Source organism: Archangium sp. (assembly GCF_036388035.1).
Classification (GTDB): domain Bacteria; phylum Myxococcota; class Myxococcia; order Myxococcales; family Myxococcaceae; genus Archangium.
In genome coordinates this window covers 13,714-30,217 of record NZ_DASVSO010000922.1, presented here as the reverse complement: position 1 = coordinate 30,217, position 16,504 = coordinate 13,714, and the positions used below count along the sequence as shown (strand labels likewise).

Sequence of the window (16,504 nt, the reverse complement as noted above, 5' to 3'; positions counted from 1 at the left end):
CCACCTCGTGCGGTCCCGGTCTCAGGTCCACCAGCGCCCCCTTGCGCGTGGCGTCCAGCAGTTGCTGCTCGTTGCCAATCGGATCCGCCACCGTCTTGGCCTTGAGCGTCCACACCAGCAGGCTGGTCGGCTCGCGCCCGGCGAAGGCGTGCTCGAGCAGGTCCTTGCTCCCGAAGAACTGTTTGCCAATGTCGTTCTGGTTCACCGGCCCCGCCATCAGGCAGACGCCGCCGAGCAGATCACATCCCTCGGGAATCTCCGTCGAGCCGGCCACCTCCGCGACCAGGGCGCTGCGCGCCGCCCCCGCGCCGAAGGCTCGCACCGCGTGGGCGAAGGACAGCCCCGCTTGTTCGACCTCGCGGCGTGACAGCCCTCCGACGTAGATGCGCTGACCCGCCAGCGCGAACGCCTTGCGCCCCCGTGCGCTGTTGCGCGAGAGCGCCCGCCCGAGCGCCAAGTCCGCCCACAGCGGCAGGCGGGAGATGAGCCTGTCGGTGACCCGCTCCAGCTCCTCGCGCACCGCGCGCAGCCGCTCCTTGCCGTGAGGCGTGAGCACGTCGATGCGCTCGAGGAGCACCAGCTCCTTGGCCCGCTCGCGGGACAGCCCGGTGAATCGGGCGAAGGCGTTGTAGGCCGCACGGCCCGCCTGCACTGTTAGCGCCTCGGGCACGTCCATGGGCTGGCGCGTCTGGTAGGCCGGGGGAGCGCTCGGCTCGGCGTTGACACCGGGTTGGATGCGCTCGCTGCGCAGGGCGAGCAGCGCCGCGCCCAGGCGGCGGGCCGTGGTGCGCTCCATCCGCACGCGCTCCTCCTCGGGCACGTGGCCCACCTGCGCCACCAGCGAGATGCGCCAGCCCGCCGAGCGCTCCGCCGGGGTGAGGCCCACGAGTGTCTCCAGCTCGCGCAGGGCCGCCACGTCCGTTGGCTGCTCGAAGGGCTCGAGGAAGACCTGGGCACTCCGGGTGCCCGCCGAGGCGATCACCGCCGCACGCTCCATGGCGTCGGCGAGGACGCCGAGGTGCAGCTCCTTGAGATAGCCGATGGTGGGGATGTCGTCGGTATGGCGGAAGCGCTTGGCCCAGGCGCGCAGCGGCACGGTGACGAGGCTGGCCAGGGGCTTGTGCCCGACGAAGGTGAGCAGGAAGGTGAAGGGCGTGCGGTAGGGGCGCGCGAGGACGACATGGGTGTAGGCGGCTCCGTCGAGCACGGGCGCCTCCTTGCGGCCGATGCGCCGGAGCAGGGCCGCCGCGCGCTCGGAGTCCTCGGGGCCGAGCAGCACCTCGCGCTGCCCGCGGTAGTTGGTGGACTGCCGCGCCGAGAGCACTCCGAGCGCGCACTCCTCCCAGAGCTCGCGCTCGGTGGGAGCCGGGCCCGGGACGAAGCGGGTGGGGCGCGGCAGCGAGAGCAGCGACAGCAGCGTGCCGGCCTCCTCGCGCGACAGCGAGACGCGCGTGCGGTAGCCGATGGGGGAGGGCGACTCGAGCGACTCGGGCAGGTGATAGCGCGTGCGCTTCTCGCCGGAGGCAGCGAAGCGGGCATCGCGGCGGACGCGGAACTCGGATGGGGGGGCGGGGATCGTCACCAGCTCGAGCGGCTTGCTGGCGGACGGCTCCTCGCCGTGGACGGGCTTCCTCATGGCGCGCGAGAGTGCCAGGGGCGGCAACGGGTTGTCGCGTCTCGCCTTCTGGCGCCCCGCGTCATGGGCCCCGCGCTACTTCTTCCGGAACAGCGCCTCGGCGGCGGACAGCAGGTCGTCCTTGCCCTGCTTCGCGTTCAGGCCGCCCTCGCTGATCTGGAAGAGGTCACAGAAGTTGGCCCCGTCCTTGTCCGAGGGCACCTCCGCGAAGGGCTCCTTGCACTGCTTGGCCACCGTCTCGTCGAAGTGGCGGCAGTTGCGGCACGAGCGCAGCTCCTCGCCGCAGTGGGGGCACGTGTCCCGGCGCCCCACCTGGTTGCCCACGATGTCGAGTTTGCCTCCGCAGTGCGCGCAGCCCGGCATGCTCCACCTCTCGCTCAAGGGTGGGGCAGTCTTACCAGCGCGCTCCCGGTGTCGCGAGCCCTCTAGGAGCGCGAGGGCCGGATGGCCGCACGCACGGGCACCGGCTCGCCAGCCTCGGGCGCCTCCAGCCCCTCGGTCGCCTCGTCCAGCTCCCCGTTGAGCCGGCTCAGCATGCGCAGCATCCACGCGCTCGCCGCCGCCAGCACCGCCACCAGGATTCCCAGCGTCTGCCCGCGCTGCCACACGTGCGCCCGCTCCATCACCGCCCGGCGCCTGGCGAACGTCTCCAACTGTTGGGTGGCGAGGGTGTCGTTGAGGCTGTGGGCATACTCGCTTGCCTGGGCCTTGCTCCGCTCCAGCAGCCAGTCCGCCTCCGTGCGCAGCCCCTCGGCGCGGTACCAGCACCCCACGGCGCAGGCCGTGGACAGCAGGGAGACGCACACCGCTGTCGTCACGCTGAACAGTCGCATGACACCCCTCCGGACCGCGCGATTCCTCGGGTGCCCGACACCCAAGGCTGCTTCGACTTTCCGAAGACAGTAGCCGATGGTAGGGACCGCTTCCGCCATGAGCAAGCCCTACCGTCCGAAAGACCACTATTTCAAGAAAGCCAAGCAAGAAGGGTTGAGGGCCCGCTCGGCATTCAAGGTGGACGAGATCCTCAAGCGCTTCCCCTTCTTGAAGAAGGGCGCCTCGGTGCTCGACCTGGGCGCGGCGCCCGGCGGCTTCCTGCAGATCCTGGCCGACGCGGTGGGCGCCAACGGTCGGGTCATCGGGGTGGACATCGTCCCCATCCGCCCCTTCTCCCAGCCGTTCGTGAAGACGGCGGTGCTGGACGTGCTGGCCGACGACTTCGACGCCAAGTTGCTCGAGATGTACGACGGGCCCTTCGACGCCGTCATCTCGGACATGGCGCCCAAGACGAGCGGCATCCGCACCACGGATGAGGCGCGCAGCCTACGGCTGGCCCGCAAGGCGCTCGAGGTGGCCACCACCCGGGGCCGGCCCGGCTCGGCCTTCGTGGCCAAGCTCTTCATGGGCGGCGAGTTCGAGGAGTTCCGCGACGAGGTGCGCGCCAGCTTCGAGGACGTGAAGGTGGTGCGGCCCGAGGCCACCCGCGGTGCCAGCATGGAGGTGTACGTGGTGGGGCTGCGCCGCAGGGCCCCACCCACGCCCTGAGCGTCAGGCCAGCAGCGATGCCTGGCTCGCCACGCGCTCCACGCACGCCACCACGTCGTTCGCGGGCGAGTTGACCACGCGCGCCACCTCCCAGGCCTCCAGGGGCTCGTCCTCATTGGGCACGAGCAGGGGCTGGAGCAGCGAGGCCTCCTGGGGCTCCGGACGCAGCCACAGCTCCTGGGCCTCCGGCGAGAGGATGACGGGCATCCGGTCGTGGATGGGGGCCATCAGCCGGTTGGGGCCGGTGGTGATGAGGGTGCAGGTGCGCAGCACCTCGCCGGTGTCCGGGGCGTTCCACTCCTCCCACAGTCCCGCGAAGGCCATGGGCCGGCCGTCCTCGCGGTGGAAGTAGAAGGGCGTCTTGGGCTTCGTGCTCTGCTTCCACTCGAACCAGCCGTCCACGAGCACCAAGCAGCGCCGGCGCTTGAGCGCGGAGCGGAAGCTGGGCTTCTCCGCCACCGTCTCGCCCCGGGCGTTGATGAGCTTGTTGCCGATGGAGGCCTCCTTCGCCCACGAGGGGATGAGGCCCCAGCGGTAGGCATCCAGCATCCGCGCGCCGTCGTTGATGACCACGGGCATGAGCTGGGTGGGGGCGAGGTTGTAGCGGGGCTGCTCGAGCGCGGTGCGGATGCCGGTGAGGGCGAACTCACGGGCGAGCGCCAGGGCGGGGGTCTGGATGGTGACTCGGCCACACATGGGGTCGTCCTCTCACTCGCCGCAGTTCGGCGTGTCGTTGGTGGGATAGAGGCTGGCGATGCCGTAGGTACCATTGCGCGTGCCGCACCAGATCTGCCATGAGGTGCCGCCGAGGTCCGGGGCCGCGTAGACGCCGCCCTCCTTCTTGGCTCCACCGCGTGCGCAGCAGCGAGCGAAGGCCCGGGTGCCGATGGCCACCATGCTCACCGGGTCATCGCCCCGCGAGAAGCCCCCGAGCTTCTTCTCGGCGCAGGACCAGGGCGCCACGCCTCGGAAGCGGATGAGGTACTGCGAGCCCTGCAGCGCCTTCCCGCTCCGGGCCGGGCCGTCGAAGCAGAGCTTGCCCTCCGACTCGAGCTGCGCGTAGCGCGGCAGGTAGTGCAGTCCGCCGACGGTGCGGGTCGTCCAGTCGTCGCCGCAGAAGACGTGGGTGAAGGCGTTGCGCGGGCCCGTGCTCACCCAGAGGCCCGTGAGCCACTCGATGTTCCCCTGGCGCGAGCCCGGGCGTCCCGCCGCGGACAGGGCGCGCTGGATGCGCGGGTCGTCATAGTGCGCGGACATGAAGCGCTGCACGTCGCCCCGGCTCACCGACACGTCCGGGCGTGCCGGGCACATCCCGAGCACCTCGCGGTCCACCGGGCGGAGCGCCGGCGTCTGGCGGAAGAGGGGCGGGTTGGCACAGGTGGTGGCGCAGCCCTTGGCCACCGGGACATCGGCGGGCAGGGGGGCGGCCTCGGGCGCCCGGTCCCGGGATGCGAGGAACTCTCCACTGAAGCGCGGCTTCTCCGGGAGGTCCGCCGTGCCGTCGCACTTCACCCAGCCCTCGCCGGTGGACCCCTTCAGCTTGCACCACTGCCGGCCTGGGCCTCCCTTCTTGAGGACCGGGTAGGCCGTGTTGGGCTCGACGGTGAAGACGACCTTCGAGGACTCGGGTTCATCCACCGCCTGCAACTCCACGCCGGAGACAAAGGCGCCCGAGGCGTGGGCGCTGAAGGGGAGGGTACACAGGGCCAGCAGCAGCAGGGTCGGAATGCGCATCACCCGCCCAGGATACCCTCACCCGGGCCCTGGCACGGAACCTCCTCTTTTCCCAGAGGCGCTGGCAGAGCAGGGGGACCCCACACCGAGGGAGACGGCCTCGCCCCTGAATCCGCGGGCGCCTCTCGATACTTGGGATTAAGCGGTGGGTTTTACTGTTGGGCCCCGGATTTTCGTCCACTCGTCCTACCGGGTTCGAGTGGCCTGCTCAGGAGGGGCTCTCCCATGACATCGAAGTTCCGACGTATCCCAGGTGCCGCGCGCGTGGTGCTCACGGCCAGCGCCTCGGCGTGGCTCGCCGCGTGTGCCACGTCCGCGCCGGTGGAAAAGGCGGCCGCGCCGACGCAGGTGACGCCGCCCCCCGCGGCCCCAGCCGCCCCGGCGCCTGGCCAGAAGCCCACCTATGGCAGCTTCGGCGTCGACACCGCCGGGATGGACAAGTCCGTGGCGCCCGGCGACAGCTTCTACCGCTTCGTCAACGGCACGTGGCTCGAGAAGACCGAGATCCCCGCCGACCGGTCGAGCTACGGCATGTTCACGAGGCTCGCGGAAGAGGCGAGCCAGCGTACGCGCGCGCTCATCGAGGGGGCCGCGGGCGCCAACGCGCCCGAGGGCAGCGAGGTCCGCAAGCTGGGTGACGCCTTCGCGAGCTTCATGGACGAGGCGGCCATCGAGGCGAAGGGCGTGTCGCCGCTCAAGCCGGAGCTCGACCGCATCGCCGCCATCTCCACCCGGAGCGAGCTGGCCACCGCCCTCGGCGACACGCTGCGCGCCGACGTCGATGCGCTCAACACGGGCCACGTCACCACGGATCGGCTCTTCGGCCTGTGGGTGACGGAGGACCTGAACGAGCCGTCGCGCTACGCCCCCTATCTGCTGCAGGGCGGCCTGGGCCTGCCGGATCGCGACTACTACCTCGTCGACAACCCCCGCTTCACGGAGGTCCGCCAGAAGTACCAGCAGCACATCGCGGCCATGCTGCGCCTGGCGGGCCTCCCCGACGCGGACGCCAAGGCGAAGCGCATCTTCGAGCTCGAGCGGGAGATCGCTCGGGTCCACTGGGCCCAGGTGGACACGCAGGACGTCGCCAAGGTCAACAACCCGTGGCCTCGGGACGAGTTCGCGAAGCGCGCGCCCGGCCTGGACTGGAACGCCTACTTCGGCGCCGCGGGCCTCGGGCAGCAGCGTGAGTTCATCGTCTGGCAGCCGAGCGCCCTGACGGGGATCGCGAAGCTCGTCGGCAGCCAGCCCGTGCAGACCTGGAAGGACTACCTGGCCTTCCACGCCATCGCCCGCGCCGCGCCCGTTCTGCCCAAGGCCTTCGTGGACGAGTCCTTCGCGTTCAACGGCAAGGTGCTCTCCGGCGCGCAGCAGCTGCGCGAGCGCTGGAAGCGCGGCGTCGACTTCACCGGCATGGCGCTGGGGGAGGCCATCGGCAAGCTCTACGTCGAGAAGTACTTCCCGCCGGAGGCCAAGGCGGAGGCCGACAAGATGGTGCGCAACATCGTCGCGGCGTTCGGCCAGCGCATCGACTCGCTGGCGTGGATGAGCCCGGAGACGAAGGCGCGCGCGAAGGAGAAGCTGGCCACGCTCCAGGTGGGCATCGGCCACCCGGCGAAGTGGCGTGACTACTCGGGGCTGGAGATCGTGCGTGGGGACGCCTACGGCAACGCCGAGCGCGCGTCGCGCTTCGAGTTTCAGCGCAACCTGAAGAAGCTCGGCAAGCCGGTGGACAGGGCGGAGTGGTTCATGGTTCCGCAGCTCGTGAACGCGTTGAACTCTCCGCAGCAGAACTCCATCATCTTCCCCGCGGCCATCCTGCAGCCGCCCTTCTTCGATCCGAACGCCGACCCAGCGGTGAACTACGGCGGCATCGGCTCCGTCATCGGACACGAGATCGTGCACAGCTTCGACGACGTGGGCGCGCAGTTCGACGCTCGCGGCAAGCTGGCCAACTGGTGGACGAAGGAGGACGCGGCGAAGTTCAAGGCCGCCGGCCAGGCGCTCGTCGCGCAGTACAACGCCTACAAGCCGCTGCCCGACGCTGCGGTGAATGGCGAGCTGACCCTGGGCGAGAACATCGCGGATGTGGCCGGTCTGGCGATTGCCCACGATGCCTACCGGCTGTCATTGGGCGGAAAGCCGGCGCCGGTGCTCGAGGGCTTCTCCGGCGACCAGCGCGTCTTTCTCGGCTTCGCCCAGGTCTGGCGCAACAAGTACCGCGAGCCGACCCTCCGCCGTGTCCTGCTGACGGACGGGCACGCCCCGGGCGAGTATCGCGCCTCGACGGTGCGCAACCACGACGCCTGGTACGAGGCCTTCGGCGTCGCGCCCGGGCAGGCGCTCTACCTCACCCCCGAGCAGCGCGTGCGCATCTGGTGAGAGGGTAGGGCGGGGTAGGAGTTGGAACCGTGGAGGGGGCGTGTCCTCCACGGTTTCAACTCCCGCCCTTCAGGGCATGCAAGTGATTGAAACCGAGGGGGACGGGCTCGGCGCTCTGGAGGGGAAGACAACTAGCGAAAACAAGCGTCGGAAAAGCCAGGGACAACCCATGCGGGCTCCCGCGAATGCATATCCATGCGCACGCCGGGCGGCACTGACGCCGCCCTCACGCGGAGCGAACGCATGCGTATTGGAGGCTTCTCCCTTCCGAAGATCGATCTGAACCAGGTCCGCGGTGGTCTTGTCAGCGCCACCAGCGCCAAACCGACCCTCAAGCAGATCATCGGCGACGTCTTCAAGTCGGGCCTCCAGGCCGCCAAGAACACCTTGCTTCAGCACGTGGCCAAGGTGCTCGGGTTGCCCTCTCCCTCCGCCACCCAGGGGGGTGTGAGCACCAGCCTGCCTTCCTCTCCTGGGGTAGGTGGCATCTCCAGCGTGACGGCCCGCGCCAACGTGGAGCCCACCGTCATACAGAACCTGAGCGCCAAGCTGCCAGCCGGTGGTTCTAGTGTGTGGGACAACGCCATGTCCCAGGCCCTGAGCCCCCGTGGCCTGTCCGACAAGCAGCAGGAGCACCTCAATGATCCGAAGCTGGACAAGAACGAGCGCGCTCGCCTCAAGGCTCAGTACGAGATGCAGAACTACACCGAGATGGTTTCAATGATCAGCAACCTCATCAAGATGCGCGGTGAGATGCAGAAGGCCATCATCGGCAACATGCGCTGAGCCAGTTCATGAAATCGGTACGGCCAGGGCGGGTGTTCCTCCTCGGAGCCCCGTCCTTCGCTTTCGTGGCTTGGCGCATCCCGCCTCCTCACGAGGCCCGCGGCACGCTGATGTGGAGCTGGACGCGGCGGTTGGTGGAGCGGCCGCCCTCGGTGTCGTTGGAGGCGACCGGCTGCGTCTCTCCCATGCCCAGCACCAGCATCTGCTGCGGCGCCACGCCCCGTGCACTCAGCACGCGCGCGACGGCTGCCGCGCGGCGCTCGGAGAGCTCCTCGTTGTAGGCCACCGTGCCGCGGCTGTCGGTATGGCCCTCGACGCGGATGCGATCCTCCGGGTACTTCGCGAGGATGTCGCCGATGCGCGTCAACTGGGTGATGGCGTCCTCGGTGAGGGCCGCGCTGTCCGTCTCGAAGAGCAGCTCGCTGCGCAGGTTCAGCAGGATGCCGTGCTCCGTCCGCTGCGTCTCCGCGACCTGCTCCAGCTCGCGCGCCTGCTTGTCGAGGTAGTTGCCGACAGCGGCCCCCGCCGCGGCTCCCACGCCGGCTCCGATGGCCGCGCCTTCCCAATCCCTTCCCGCCACAGCCCCCGCGCCCGCGCCCACGATGGCGCCAGCCGCCGCGCCGGCCGCGGTCCGCTTGCCGGGAGTCACACAACCCCCTGCGCCCAGGAGCAACGCCGGGACAACGAGCACCCAACCCTTTTTCCATGCGTTCACGTGCAGCCTCCTTGTGTAGTCCCCCTTTGGAGGGGACTTCGGGGGGAGGCATTCACACGCCGCTGGAGCGGGCCCGGCCGTCTGCTCGCTGCCCAGGGGAGACTCGGGGCGCGCGGGGCCTGGGTCAGGCCAGCTTGATGCGCGCGGTCTTGTGCTTGCCCACCTGCACCAGGTACTCGCCGGCCTCCAGCTCGTGCTTGGAGTCCGACACCTTCTCCCCGTTCACCCGCACGCCGCCCTGGCCCATCAGCTTGCGGCCCTCCGTCGCAGACGCCACCAGCTTCGCCTCCGCCAGGGCCTTCGCCAGCGGCAGCTTCGGCGCCCCGCCCAGCGACACCTCCACCAGCGGCTGGTCCTCGGCGACGATCTTCTTCTGCGAGTAGCGCTCCTCCCAGGCCTGCATCGCCTTGCGTCCCGACTCCTCGTCGTGGAAGCGCGCGGCCATCTCCTGCGCGAACCCAGACTTGGCCGCCTTCGGGTGCAGCTCCCCGCGCGTCACCTTCTCCTTCAGCTCGGCGAGCTCCTTGAGCGTCCGCGACGACAGCAGCTCGTAGTAGCGCCACATCAGGTCGTCCGTGATGCTCATCAGCTTGCCGTAGATCTGCTCCGGCGCCTCGCTGATGCCCACGTAGTTGTCCAGGCTCTTGGACATCTTGTCGCCGGTGATCTTCCCGTCGACCAGCTTCGCGTCCAGTCCCTCGAGGATGGGCCCGGTCATGATGACCTGCGGCTCCATTCCCTCTTCCTTCATGAGCTGCCGGCCCACCAGCAGGTTGAAGAGCTGATCCGTCGCGCCCAGCTCCACGTCCGCCTTCAGCGCCACCGAGTCGTAGCCCTGCAGCAGCGGGTAGAGGAACTCGTGGACGGAGATGGAGCGGTTCTCCCGGAAGCGCTTCTTGAAGTCGTCGCGCTCCATCATGCGCTGCACCGAGTAGCGCGCCGCCACGCGGATGAGTCCTTCCGTGCCCAGCTTGTCCAACCACTCGGAGTTGAAGCGCACCTGCGTCTTCGCCGCGTCCAGCACCTTGAAGACCTGCTCCTGGTACGTCTGGGCGTTGACCTTCACCTCCTCGCGCGAGAGCGCGGGGCGCGTGACGTTCTTCCCCGAGGGATCGCCAATGAGCGCGGTGAAGTCCCCGATGAGGAACACCACCTGGTGACCGAAGTCCTGGAAGCGCCGCATGCGCGTGAGCAGCAGCGAGTGGCCCAGGTGCAGGTCGGGGCGGCTCGGATCGAAGCCCGCCTTGATGACGAGCGGCTTGCCCGTCTCATAGGAGCGCTCGAGCTTCTTCTTGAGCTCCTCGGGCACCTGGAGGTCCACGGTGCCGCGGGTCACTTCGTCGAACTGCTCCTGGGGGGTCGCCTTGCGCAGCGCGTTTTCGGACATGACGCGCGGAACCTAGCCGAAAACCCCCGGCGAGACGCGCGGAATCAAGTGCCCGGCAGGTGCTCGCGGATGCGCTCGATGCTCCGCGCCTTGCCCGTCTTGTCATCCATGTCGATGACCACGCCCTGGAGGTAGACGAGGTTCTTGGCCACCTCGTAGGGCGTGTTGCGCAGGGTGATGAAGCGCTCGACGGAGAGCTCCTTCCTCACCCCAATGACGGAGTCCAGCGGTCCACACATGCCCACGTCGGTGATGAAGGCGGTGCCGCCGGGCAGAATCCGCTCGTCGGCCGTCTGCACGTGCGTGTGCGTGCCCACCACCGCGGACACCTTGCCGTCCAGGTGCGCCCCCATGGCGTTCTTCTCGCTGGTGGCCTCGCAGTGCATGTCCACCAGGATGCAGGGCGTCTGCTTGCGCAGCTCCGCCACCAGGTCCACCGCCACCGTGAACGGGTTGTCCAGGGGCTTCATGAAGACGCGGCCCTCGAGGTTGAGCACCCCGAGCTTGCGCCCGTCCGGCGTCTGGATGACGGTGTGCCCCTTGCCCGGCGCCCCCTTGGGGTAGTTGGCCGGGCGCAGCAGCAGGGTGGGGTTGTCCTCCACCCAGGGCAGGATCTGCTTCTTCGTCCAGAAATGGTTGCCGCTCGTCAGGAGGTTGACCTCACTGCCGAGCAGCGCTTCGGCCGACTCGGGGGAGATGCCGGCGCCGCCTTCGCTGTTCTCCGCGTTGGCGACGACCAGATCCACCGAGTGGCGCGCGATGAGCTTGGGCAGAAGGGTGCGCACAGCCATGACGCCCGGCTTGCCCACCACATCGCCCATGAAGAGTACTTTCACGTGTCCAGGAAATCCCAGTCGCGGTAGAGCCCGCGCAAAGTCTCCGCCTCGGTCACGACGAGGTCCATGTCCACGTCGTCGGCGTTCGTCGGCATGGTGTCGACGACTTGGTCTCCGAAGGCCAGTCCGACCCGCCGGCTGCGAGCCGAGGCCGCCTTCAGCGTGGCATCATAGTAACCGCCACCCCGGCCCAGTCTCTTGCCGTCTCGCGTGAAGCCCAGTCCGGGCACCACGAACAGGTCAATCTGGTCCACCGGGATGAGCTCGGCCGAGTTGGTGGGCTCGCGCACTCCGAGCCGCCCCGGCTCTAGCTCGCTCTCGGACCGGATGGCCCGGAAAGAGAGGATACGTCCATGGACGTGGGACAGCGGATAGCAGACGATCTTCTCGTCCTGCAGTGCCGCGATGAGGATGTCCCGCGTGGGCACTTCACCCCGAATGGGGGCGTAGAGCGCCACTGTCCTTGCCTTTTGGTAATAGGGCGTGGCCAGGAATCGTGCCTGAACCTTCAGCCCGCGCTCGTCGATGATATCCGGCGTCATCGCCTTGCGCCGAGCCGTCAGCTCCTCACGCAGAGACACCTTCCGAGCCGCTCCCTCTTGCGCCACCGTCTCGCTCGCCACCAGCCCCACTCCCGCCAAGAGAAAGAAAAAGTCCCCCGCCGAATGGCCGTGTGCCTAGCGTCCATTGAACCCTAAAAAGCCAGGTGGGGACCAAATCTTGGCGCCGTAGGCTTCCCTCATCCCGCGAGGGGAGGGCTTGCACATGGAACCCGGAACGGACCCCGTTATGGACGTATCGGTTCGAATTTCTGCTGGGCATCACGCGCCCCGCAGGGGACAACCCTTTTCCTAACTGCAAATCCCTGTAACTCCTGGGAAATCCCAGGAATGCCTGGAGGAATGATAAGAACGCCGGGGGAGCGGGTCAAGCCATCTGGTGCGCGTTTACAACCCCGCCGGCCGCCTCCTATGATGGCCGACACTCCCACTCCATGACGTCCGTTTCCAGAACAATCGGCCTCGCGGCCCTGCTCGCCGCAGTCCCGGTCTCCGCGTGGGCGGGGGTGGCCCTGTCGGGGAGCTACCAGGCGGATGTGCTGGGGCGGGTGGAGGTGCGCACCGAGCGCGAGCGGCTGGTGGCGTACCCCACCGAGGGTGGGGCCTGTGGCTTGGAGCGTCGGCGCCCGGTGCTGGAGGGCGAGTTCCAGGGCCACGTGCTGGTGGGACGACTCACCCTGTGCGTGCAGGGGGACTCGGGCCCCGCGGAGGACACGCTCCCCATCCTCGCCTTCTATAGCCCGGTGGATCGCTCGCTGACGGCTTGGGTGCGGCTGCGCGAGGGGCGCCCGTCGCCGGGGCTGGGGGCCGAGGGGCTGTTGCTGCTGCAGCCGGCCCCGGAGGCGGTGCCCGCGGCGCCCCAGGCGCGCACCGGTGCGGCCTCCGTGGCGCGCCTGCGCACGGAGAAGCGCAACCCCGAGGCCGCCAAGGAGTCCTTGGAGAAGGCCAACAAGTTGCTGGTGGGGATGAAGGACGTGAAGGGCTCGGTGGCCGAGTTCGAGCGCAGCATCACCCACGACGACCGCAACTGGGTGGCCTTCTTCGGGCTGGGCACCGCGCAGCTCATGCTCCGTCAGGCGCCCGAGGCCATCGAAGCGCTGGTGCGGGCACGCCACCTCAATGCGCGCGAGCCCAGCATCCACTACCACCTGGCCTGTGCCTACAGTCAGCTCGCCGACAAGCCTCGGGCCATGGAGTCGCTGCGGCAGGCGGTGAAGTTCGGCTACGCCAGCGCCGATGGCTCCTTCCAGGATGAAGATCTCGACGGACTGCTGGGCTCGGAGCCCGAGTACCTGGGCCTCGCCAACCAGGCCGTCGTGAACTCCAAGAACCCGGCGGGCCGGCGCCAACAGACGGGACCTTGAGCGCGTGAGCACCTCTTCCACGTCGCGGACCCCCCGGCTCCTCGGCAACTACGAAATCCTCTCGCAGCTCGGCAAGGGCGGCATGGCCGAGGTCTTCCGGGCCCGCGTGCGCTCCGGGCCTCGTCAGGGCTGGCCGGTGGCCGTCAAGCGGCTGCTGCCCGCCCTCACCAAGGATCCCGCCTCCGTCGCCCTCTTCGCCGCCGAGGCCCACCTCACCAAGCAGCTCAACCACCCCAACATCGTCCAGGTGCTCGACGTGGGGCTGGTGGATGGCCAGTACTTCATCGTCATGGACTTGGTGGACGGGAGGGACCTCGGGCAGATCCTCCGTCGCTGCAAGCACCGGGGCATCCATCTCCCCCTGGACTTCGCCCTCTACCTCGGCCGGGTGCTGCTCGAGGCCCTGGCCTATGCCCACGAGGCCACCGGTCCCCAGGGCGAGCCCCTGGGCATCGTCCACTGCGACATCTCGCCCTCCAACGTGTTCATCTCGCGCCTGGGGGACATCAAGCTGGGCGACTTCGGCGTGGCCCGCCTGCGCGTGGACGGCGTGCTCCAGGGCGGTGAGGTGCTCGGCAAGCCCTACTACCTCTCGCCCGAGTCCCTGCAGGGCGCCCTCTCGCCGCACGTGGACCTGTGGGCCGCCACCGTCGTGCTGTACGAGCTGCTGACGCTGCAGCGCCCCTTCACCGGCTCCACCCCCGAAGAGGTCTTCACGAAGATCGTCTACCGGGACTACCTGCCGCCCAGCCTGCTGCGCCCGGAGATTCCCGAGGCCCTGGATGAGATCATCCACCGGGGCTTCGCGGTGAATCCCGAGGACCGGTTCCCCTCCGCCGAGGCCTATGCCGAGGCGCTCACGCCCCACCTCGACGAGCGCGTGGGCACCTCGCTGGCCATCGCCGCCGTCGTGCGCGGGCTCTTCGGCATCAGCGATACGAAGTAGCCACGCTCGCGCCCGCTCCCTCGGGAGGGAGCTGGGAGGTGGGGCATCGTCCGCTCGCTCGCCCCCTCTTGGGATGCCGGGGGCCTGTCCCGTGTCGATCTTCTCCTGCACGATGGTCCGCGCCCTGGCGCGAGGGAGGAGTCGAGATGGCAACCCAGCAGGAGCAGAAGCCGCAGGAGACTCGCGAGGCCGATACGGAGCGCAAGGACGAGCAGAAGCCGTCCACCAGCCCCCATGAGTCCCACGAGGGCTCGCCGGGCTACGGACAGCCCCCCGGCGAGGTTCGCGAGAAGCAGCTCCCCGATCAGAAGTGGTGAGGGAGCCGCCGCGCGCTAGGTCTCGCCCAGGTTCAGGGCCCGGGCCCTCGGGACGTGGGTGGTCAGGGCTTCCACCACCCGTGACACCTCCGCCTCCGTCGCTCCGGGCCCCAGGGAGAAGCGCAGCGAGCTGTGTGCCTGCGCCGGGGTGAGTCCCATCGCCAGCAGCACGTGCGAGGGCGTCAGCGTCCCCGAGGCACACGCCGCTCCCGAGGACACGCAGATGCCCTCCAGGTCCAGGGCGATCAGCAGCGCCTCGCCGTCCGCGCCGTGGAAGCACAGGTTGCTCGTGTTCGGCACCCGGGGTGCTCCCGCTCCATTCACCGTCACGTCCGGGAGGCGCGAGCGCACCTCACGCTCGAAGGTGTCTCGCAGCGCCTCCACCCGGGGCGCGTGCGCCGGCTGCTCCTCGTGGGCCAGCTCCAGGGCCAGGGCCAGGGCCTCCGCATAGGGCACGTTCTGCGTCCCGCCTCGCAGGCCCGCTTCCTGGTGCCCCGGTGTCAGCGCCTGTACCTCCACGCCCCTGCGCACCACCAGCACCCCTGCTCCCGGGGGGCCGCCGAACTTGTGCGCCGAAAGGGCCAGCAGGTCCGCGTCCACCTCGCGTAGGTGCGTCGGCAGCTTGCCCACCGCCTGCACCGCGTCCGTGTGGAACAGGATGCCTCGCTGCCGGCATGCCCGCGACAGCTCCGAGGCCGGCTGCACCACGCCCGTCTCGTTGTTCGCCCACATCAACGAGCAGAGCGCCGTCTCCGGCGTCAGCGCCTCGAGCAGCGCCTCCAGCGGCACCCGGCCATCCCGCCCCGGGCGCACCCGCACCACCTCCGCGCCCAGTGCCTCCAGCTGCTTGAGCGCCGCCAGCACCGCCGGGTGCTCGAGGGCCGACGCCACCACGCGCCGCCTCCGAGTCTCCTTCCGCGCGAGCCAGGCGCCCTTCAGCGCCAGCGCGTCCGACTCCGAGCCCGAGCCGGTGAAGCACACCTCCTTCGGCTCGCAGCCCAGCACGCGCGCCACCCGGGCCCGCGCCGCGTCCAGACGTCCCCGGGCCTCGCGCCCGCTCCGGTGCACGCTGGAGGCGTTGCCCCAGCCGCCCTCGGAGAAGGCCCGCGCCAGCAGCGTGGCCACCTCCGGCCGCACTGGCGCCGCCGCGTTGTGGTCCCAGTAGATCACGGCGAGGGCGCGGACAGCAGCCCCACCGGACGCTCGTCCGCCACTCCGAAGGCTTCGAGGAAGCGGCGCACCAGCTCGCGCTTGGCCGCCTTGCGCTGCGCGGCGCGTCCCGACAGCGGAATCCGCGCGCCCGCCATGCTGCCGTGGCCTCCCGCCGAGCCGCCGAAGTCCTCGCAGATCTCCCGGATGAGCCGGCCCGCGTTCATCCGCCGGTCCTTCACCCTCAGCGACAGGAAGAGCTGGTTGCGGTACGTCGCGTACGCCAGCGACCACTTCATCCCTTCGAGGAACATCAGCCGCTCGGCCACCTCGGCCACCATGTCCGGGGAGTAGACCTCCTCCAGATCCGTCACGATGGCCGTGTCCCCGTACATCTTCGCCCGCTCGAAGGCCGTGTGGTAGAGCTGGAAGTAGCGCGCGGGCAGCTCCGGATGCTCGATCTGGCTGAGCATCTGCTTGTCCATCCGCGGGAACAGCCACAGGTACGTGTCGATGTCCGTCTGGGTCGTCTCGCGTCCCAGGTCCCGCGTGTCCGCCTTGACGCCGTAGAAGAGCGCGGTGGCCACCTCCACCGAGGGCTCCAGCCGCGCGGCGCGCAGGTACTCGGCCAGCATCGTCGAGGTGGCTCCGAAGTCACCGCCCACGTCCGCGAAGGGCGCCTTGAGGCTCTCGTCGCGCAGCGGGTGGTGATCGATGACGATGTCCACCTCACCCCGCAGCCGCGGGGGAATGGCGTGGTTGCCCGTGGGCGGCTGCGTGTCCACCAGCGCCAACAGGTCGTACTCGTCGAGGTCGAGGTTGGCGATGGGCGTGACGGGCAGGCGGAGCACCTTCACGAAGGCGATGTTCTCCGCCCGGCCGATGATGCCGCCGTAGCCCACCCGGGTCTCCTCCACGCCCGCTCGCTCCTTCAGCAGGTGGCCCAGGGCCACCGCCGAGGCGATGGAGTCGGGATCCGGATTGTCGTGGGTGAGCACGAGGAGCTTCTTGTGGCCCTTGGCCACTCGGATCAGCCGCTCCAGCTTGGCTCTGGCCGGCAGGTTCGCCAGGCGCGGTTCCGGGGGCTCCAGGCCCTCGCCACCTCCGGGCGTCGATCTGCGGCTGTTGGCTGTCGGTGTAGCTGGCATGG

At 69.5% G+C, this 16,504-nt stretch carries 17 protein-coding genes and 1 other RNA gene; 6 read left to right on the top strand and 12 right to left on the bottom strand.

Annotation, left to right across the window (positions count from 1 at the left end):
* From VF697_RS38310 to VF697_RS38300, 3 genes are all read right to left on the bottom strand, one after another.
* Nucleotides 1–1,636, bottom strand: a 1,636-nt coding sequence (locus tag VF697_RS38310; protein ID WP_331102929.1) for a hypothetical protein, incomplete at its 3' end; no start/stop codon positions are given.
* A 75-nt stretch (nt 1,637–1,711) separates the two neighbouring features.
* Nucleotides 1,712–1,999 carry a hypothetical protein gene (locus tag VF697_RS38305; protein WP_331102927.1) on the bottom strand — a complete coding sequence of 96 codons (288 nt, stop codon included), beginning with the start codon at nt 1,997–1,999 and terminating at the stop codon, nt 1,712–1,714.
* Between the two features lie 62 nt (nt 2,000–2,061).
* A complete protein-coding gene (locus VF697_RS38300; RefSeq protein ID WP_331102926.1) occupies nt 2,062–2,469 on the bottom strand; it encodes a hypothetical protein in 408 nt (135 codons plus the stop codon).
* A gap of 97 nt (nt 2,470–2,566) precedes the next feature.
* On the opposite strand from VF697_RS38300, the gene VF697_RS38295 reads away from it, so the two are divergent.
* Nucleotides 2,567–3,178 carry an SAM-dependent methyltransferase gene (locus VF697_RS38295; protein ID WP_414641425.1) on the top strand — a complete coding sequence of 204 codons (612 nt, stop codon included), beginning with the start codon at nt 2,567–2,569 and terminating at the stop codon, nt 3,176–3,178.
* A 3-nt stretch (nt 3,179–3,181) separates the two neighbouring features.
* On the opposite strand, the gene VF697_RS38290 is transcribed toward VF697_RS38295, so the two are convergent.
* Both VF697_RS38290 and VF697_RS38285 read right to left on the bottom strand, forming a co-directional pair.
* Nucleotides 3,182–3,874: an SOS response-associated peptidase gene (locus tag VF697_RS38290; protein WP_331102924.1), complete on the bottom strand. Its 693-nt coding sequence runs from the start codon at nt 3,872–3,874 to the stop codon at nt 3,182–3,184.
* Nucleotides 3,875–3,886: 12 nt separating this feature from the next.
* Nucleotides 3,887–4,912 (bottom strand): hypothetical protein, encoded by a 1,026-nt coding sequence (locus tag VF697_RS38285; protein WP_331102923.1) that lies wholly within the window; start codon nt 4,910–4,912, stop codon nt 3,887–3,889.
* A 225-nt stretch (nt 4,913–5,137) separates the two neighbouring features.
* On the opposite strand from VF697_RS38285, the gene VF697_RS38280 reads away from it, so the two are divergent.
* Nucleotides 5,138–7,294, top strand: coding sequence for a M13 family metallopeptidase (locus VF697_RS38280; protein ID WP_331102922.1), 2,157 nt, complete (start codon nt 5,138–5,140; stop codon nt 7,292–7,294).
* Between the two features lie 243 nt (nt 7,295–7,537).
* Nucleotides 7,538–8,080 (top strand): hypothetical protein, encoded by a 543-nt coding sequence (locus tag VF697_RS38275; RefSeq protein ID WP_331102921.1) that lies wholly within the window; start codon nt 7,538–7,540, stop codon nt 8,078–8,080.
* Between the two features lie 88 nt (nt 8,081–8,168).
* Here VF697_RS38275 and VF697_RS38270 read toward each other — a convergent pair whose 3' ends face one another.
* The 5 genes from VF697_RS38270 to ssrS form a co-directional block, all read right to left on the bottom strand.
* Nucleotides 8,169–8,729 carry an OmpA family protein gene (locus tag VF697_RS38270; protein WP_331102920.1) on the bottom strand — a complete coding sequence of 187 codons (561 nt, stop codon included), beginning with the start codon at nt 8,727–8,729 and terminating at the stop codon, nt 8,169–8,171.
* Nucleotides 8,730–8,919: 190 nt separating this feature from the next.
* Nucleotides 8,920–10,182, bottom strand: coding sequence for a tyrosine--tRNA ligase (tyrS, locus tag VF697_RS38265; RefSeq protein WP_331102919.1), 1,263 nt, complete (start codon nt 10,180–10,182; stop codon nt 8,920–8,922).
* Nucleotides 10,183–10,226: 44 nt separating this feature from the next.
* On the bottom strand, nt 10,227–11,018 hold the full coding sequence (locus VF697_RS38260; protein WP_331102918.1) for a TIGR00282 family metallophosphoesterase: 792 nt from the start codon (nt 11,016–11,018) through the stop codon (nt 10,227–10,229).
* Entirely contained in the window at nt 11,015–11,599 is a 585-nt protein-coding gene (locus VF697_RS38255; RefSeq protein ID WP_414641424.1) for a 5-formyltetrahydrofolate cyclo-ligase, read from the bottom strand. Before VF697_RS38255 ends, VF697_RS38260 begins: the two co-directional genes overlap by 4 nt.
* 70 nt (nt 11,600–11,669) lie before the next feature.
* Nucleotides 11,670–11,860: non-coding RNA, 6S RNA (gene ssrS / locus VF697_RS38250), on the bottom strand.
* Nucleotides 11,861–12,012: 152 nt separating this feature from the next.
* On the opposite strand from ssrS, the gene VF697_RS38245 reads away from it, so the two are divergent.
* The 3 genes from VF697_RS38245 (at nt 12,013) to VF697_RS38235 (ending at nt 14,205) form a co-directional block, all read left to right on the top strand.
* A complete protein-coding gene (locus VF697_RS38245) occupies nt 12,013–12,942 on the top strand; it encodes a tetratricopeptide repeat protein (RefSeq protein ID WP_331102917.1) in 930 nt (309 codons plus the stop codon).
* An 82-nt stretch (nt 12,943–13,024) separates the two neighbouring features.
* Nucleotides 13,025–13,888, top strand: a complete 864-nt coding sequence (locus VF697_RS38240) for a serine/threonine-protein kinase (protein WP_414641426.1) — start codon at nt 13,025–13,027, stop codon at nt 13,886–13,888.
* A 146-nt stretch (nt 13,889–14,034) separates the two neighbouring features.
* Nucleotides 14,035–14,205 (top strand): hypothetical protein, encoded by a 171-nt coding sequence (locus VF697_RS38235; RefSeq protein ID WP_331102915.1) that lies wholly within the window; start codon nt 14,035–14,037, stop codon nt 14,203–14,205.
* Nucleotides 14,206–14,220: 15 nt separating this feature from the next.
* On the opposite strand, the gene VF697_RS38230 is transcribed toward VF697_RS38235, so the two are convergent.
* Together VF697_RS38230 and VF697_RS38225 are read right to left on the bottom strand one after the other, a co-directional pair.
* Nucleotides 14,221–15,375, bottom strand: a complete 1,155-nt coding sequence (locus VF697_RS38230; protein WP_331102914.1) for a cysteine desulfurase family protein — start codon at nt 15,373–15,375, stop codon at nt 14,221–14,223.
* Nucleotides 15,372–16,502, bottom strand: a complete 1,131-nt coding sequence (locus VF697_RS38225; protein WP_331102913.1) for a bifunctional oligoribonuclease/PAP phosphatase NrnA — start codon at nt 16,500–16,502, stop codon at nt 15,372–15,374. Before VF697_RS38225 ends, VF697_RS38230 begins: the two co-directional genes overlap by 4 nt.
* Between the last annotated feature and the right edge of the window lie 2 nt (nt 16,503–16,504).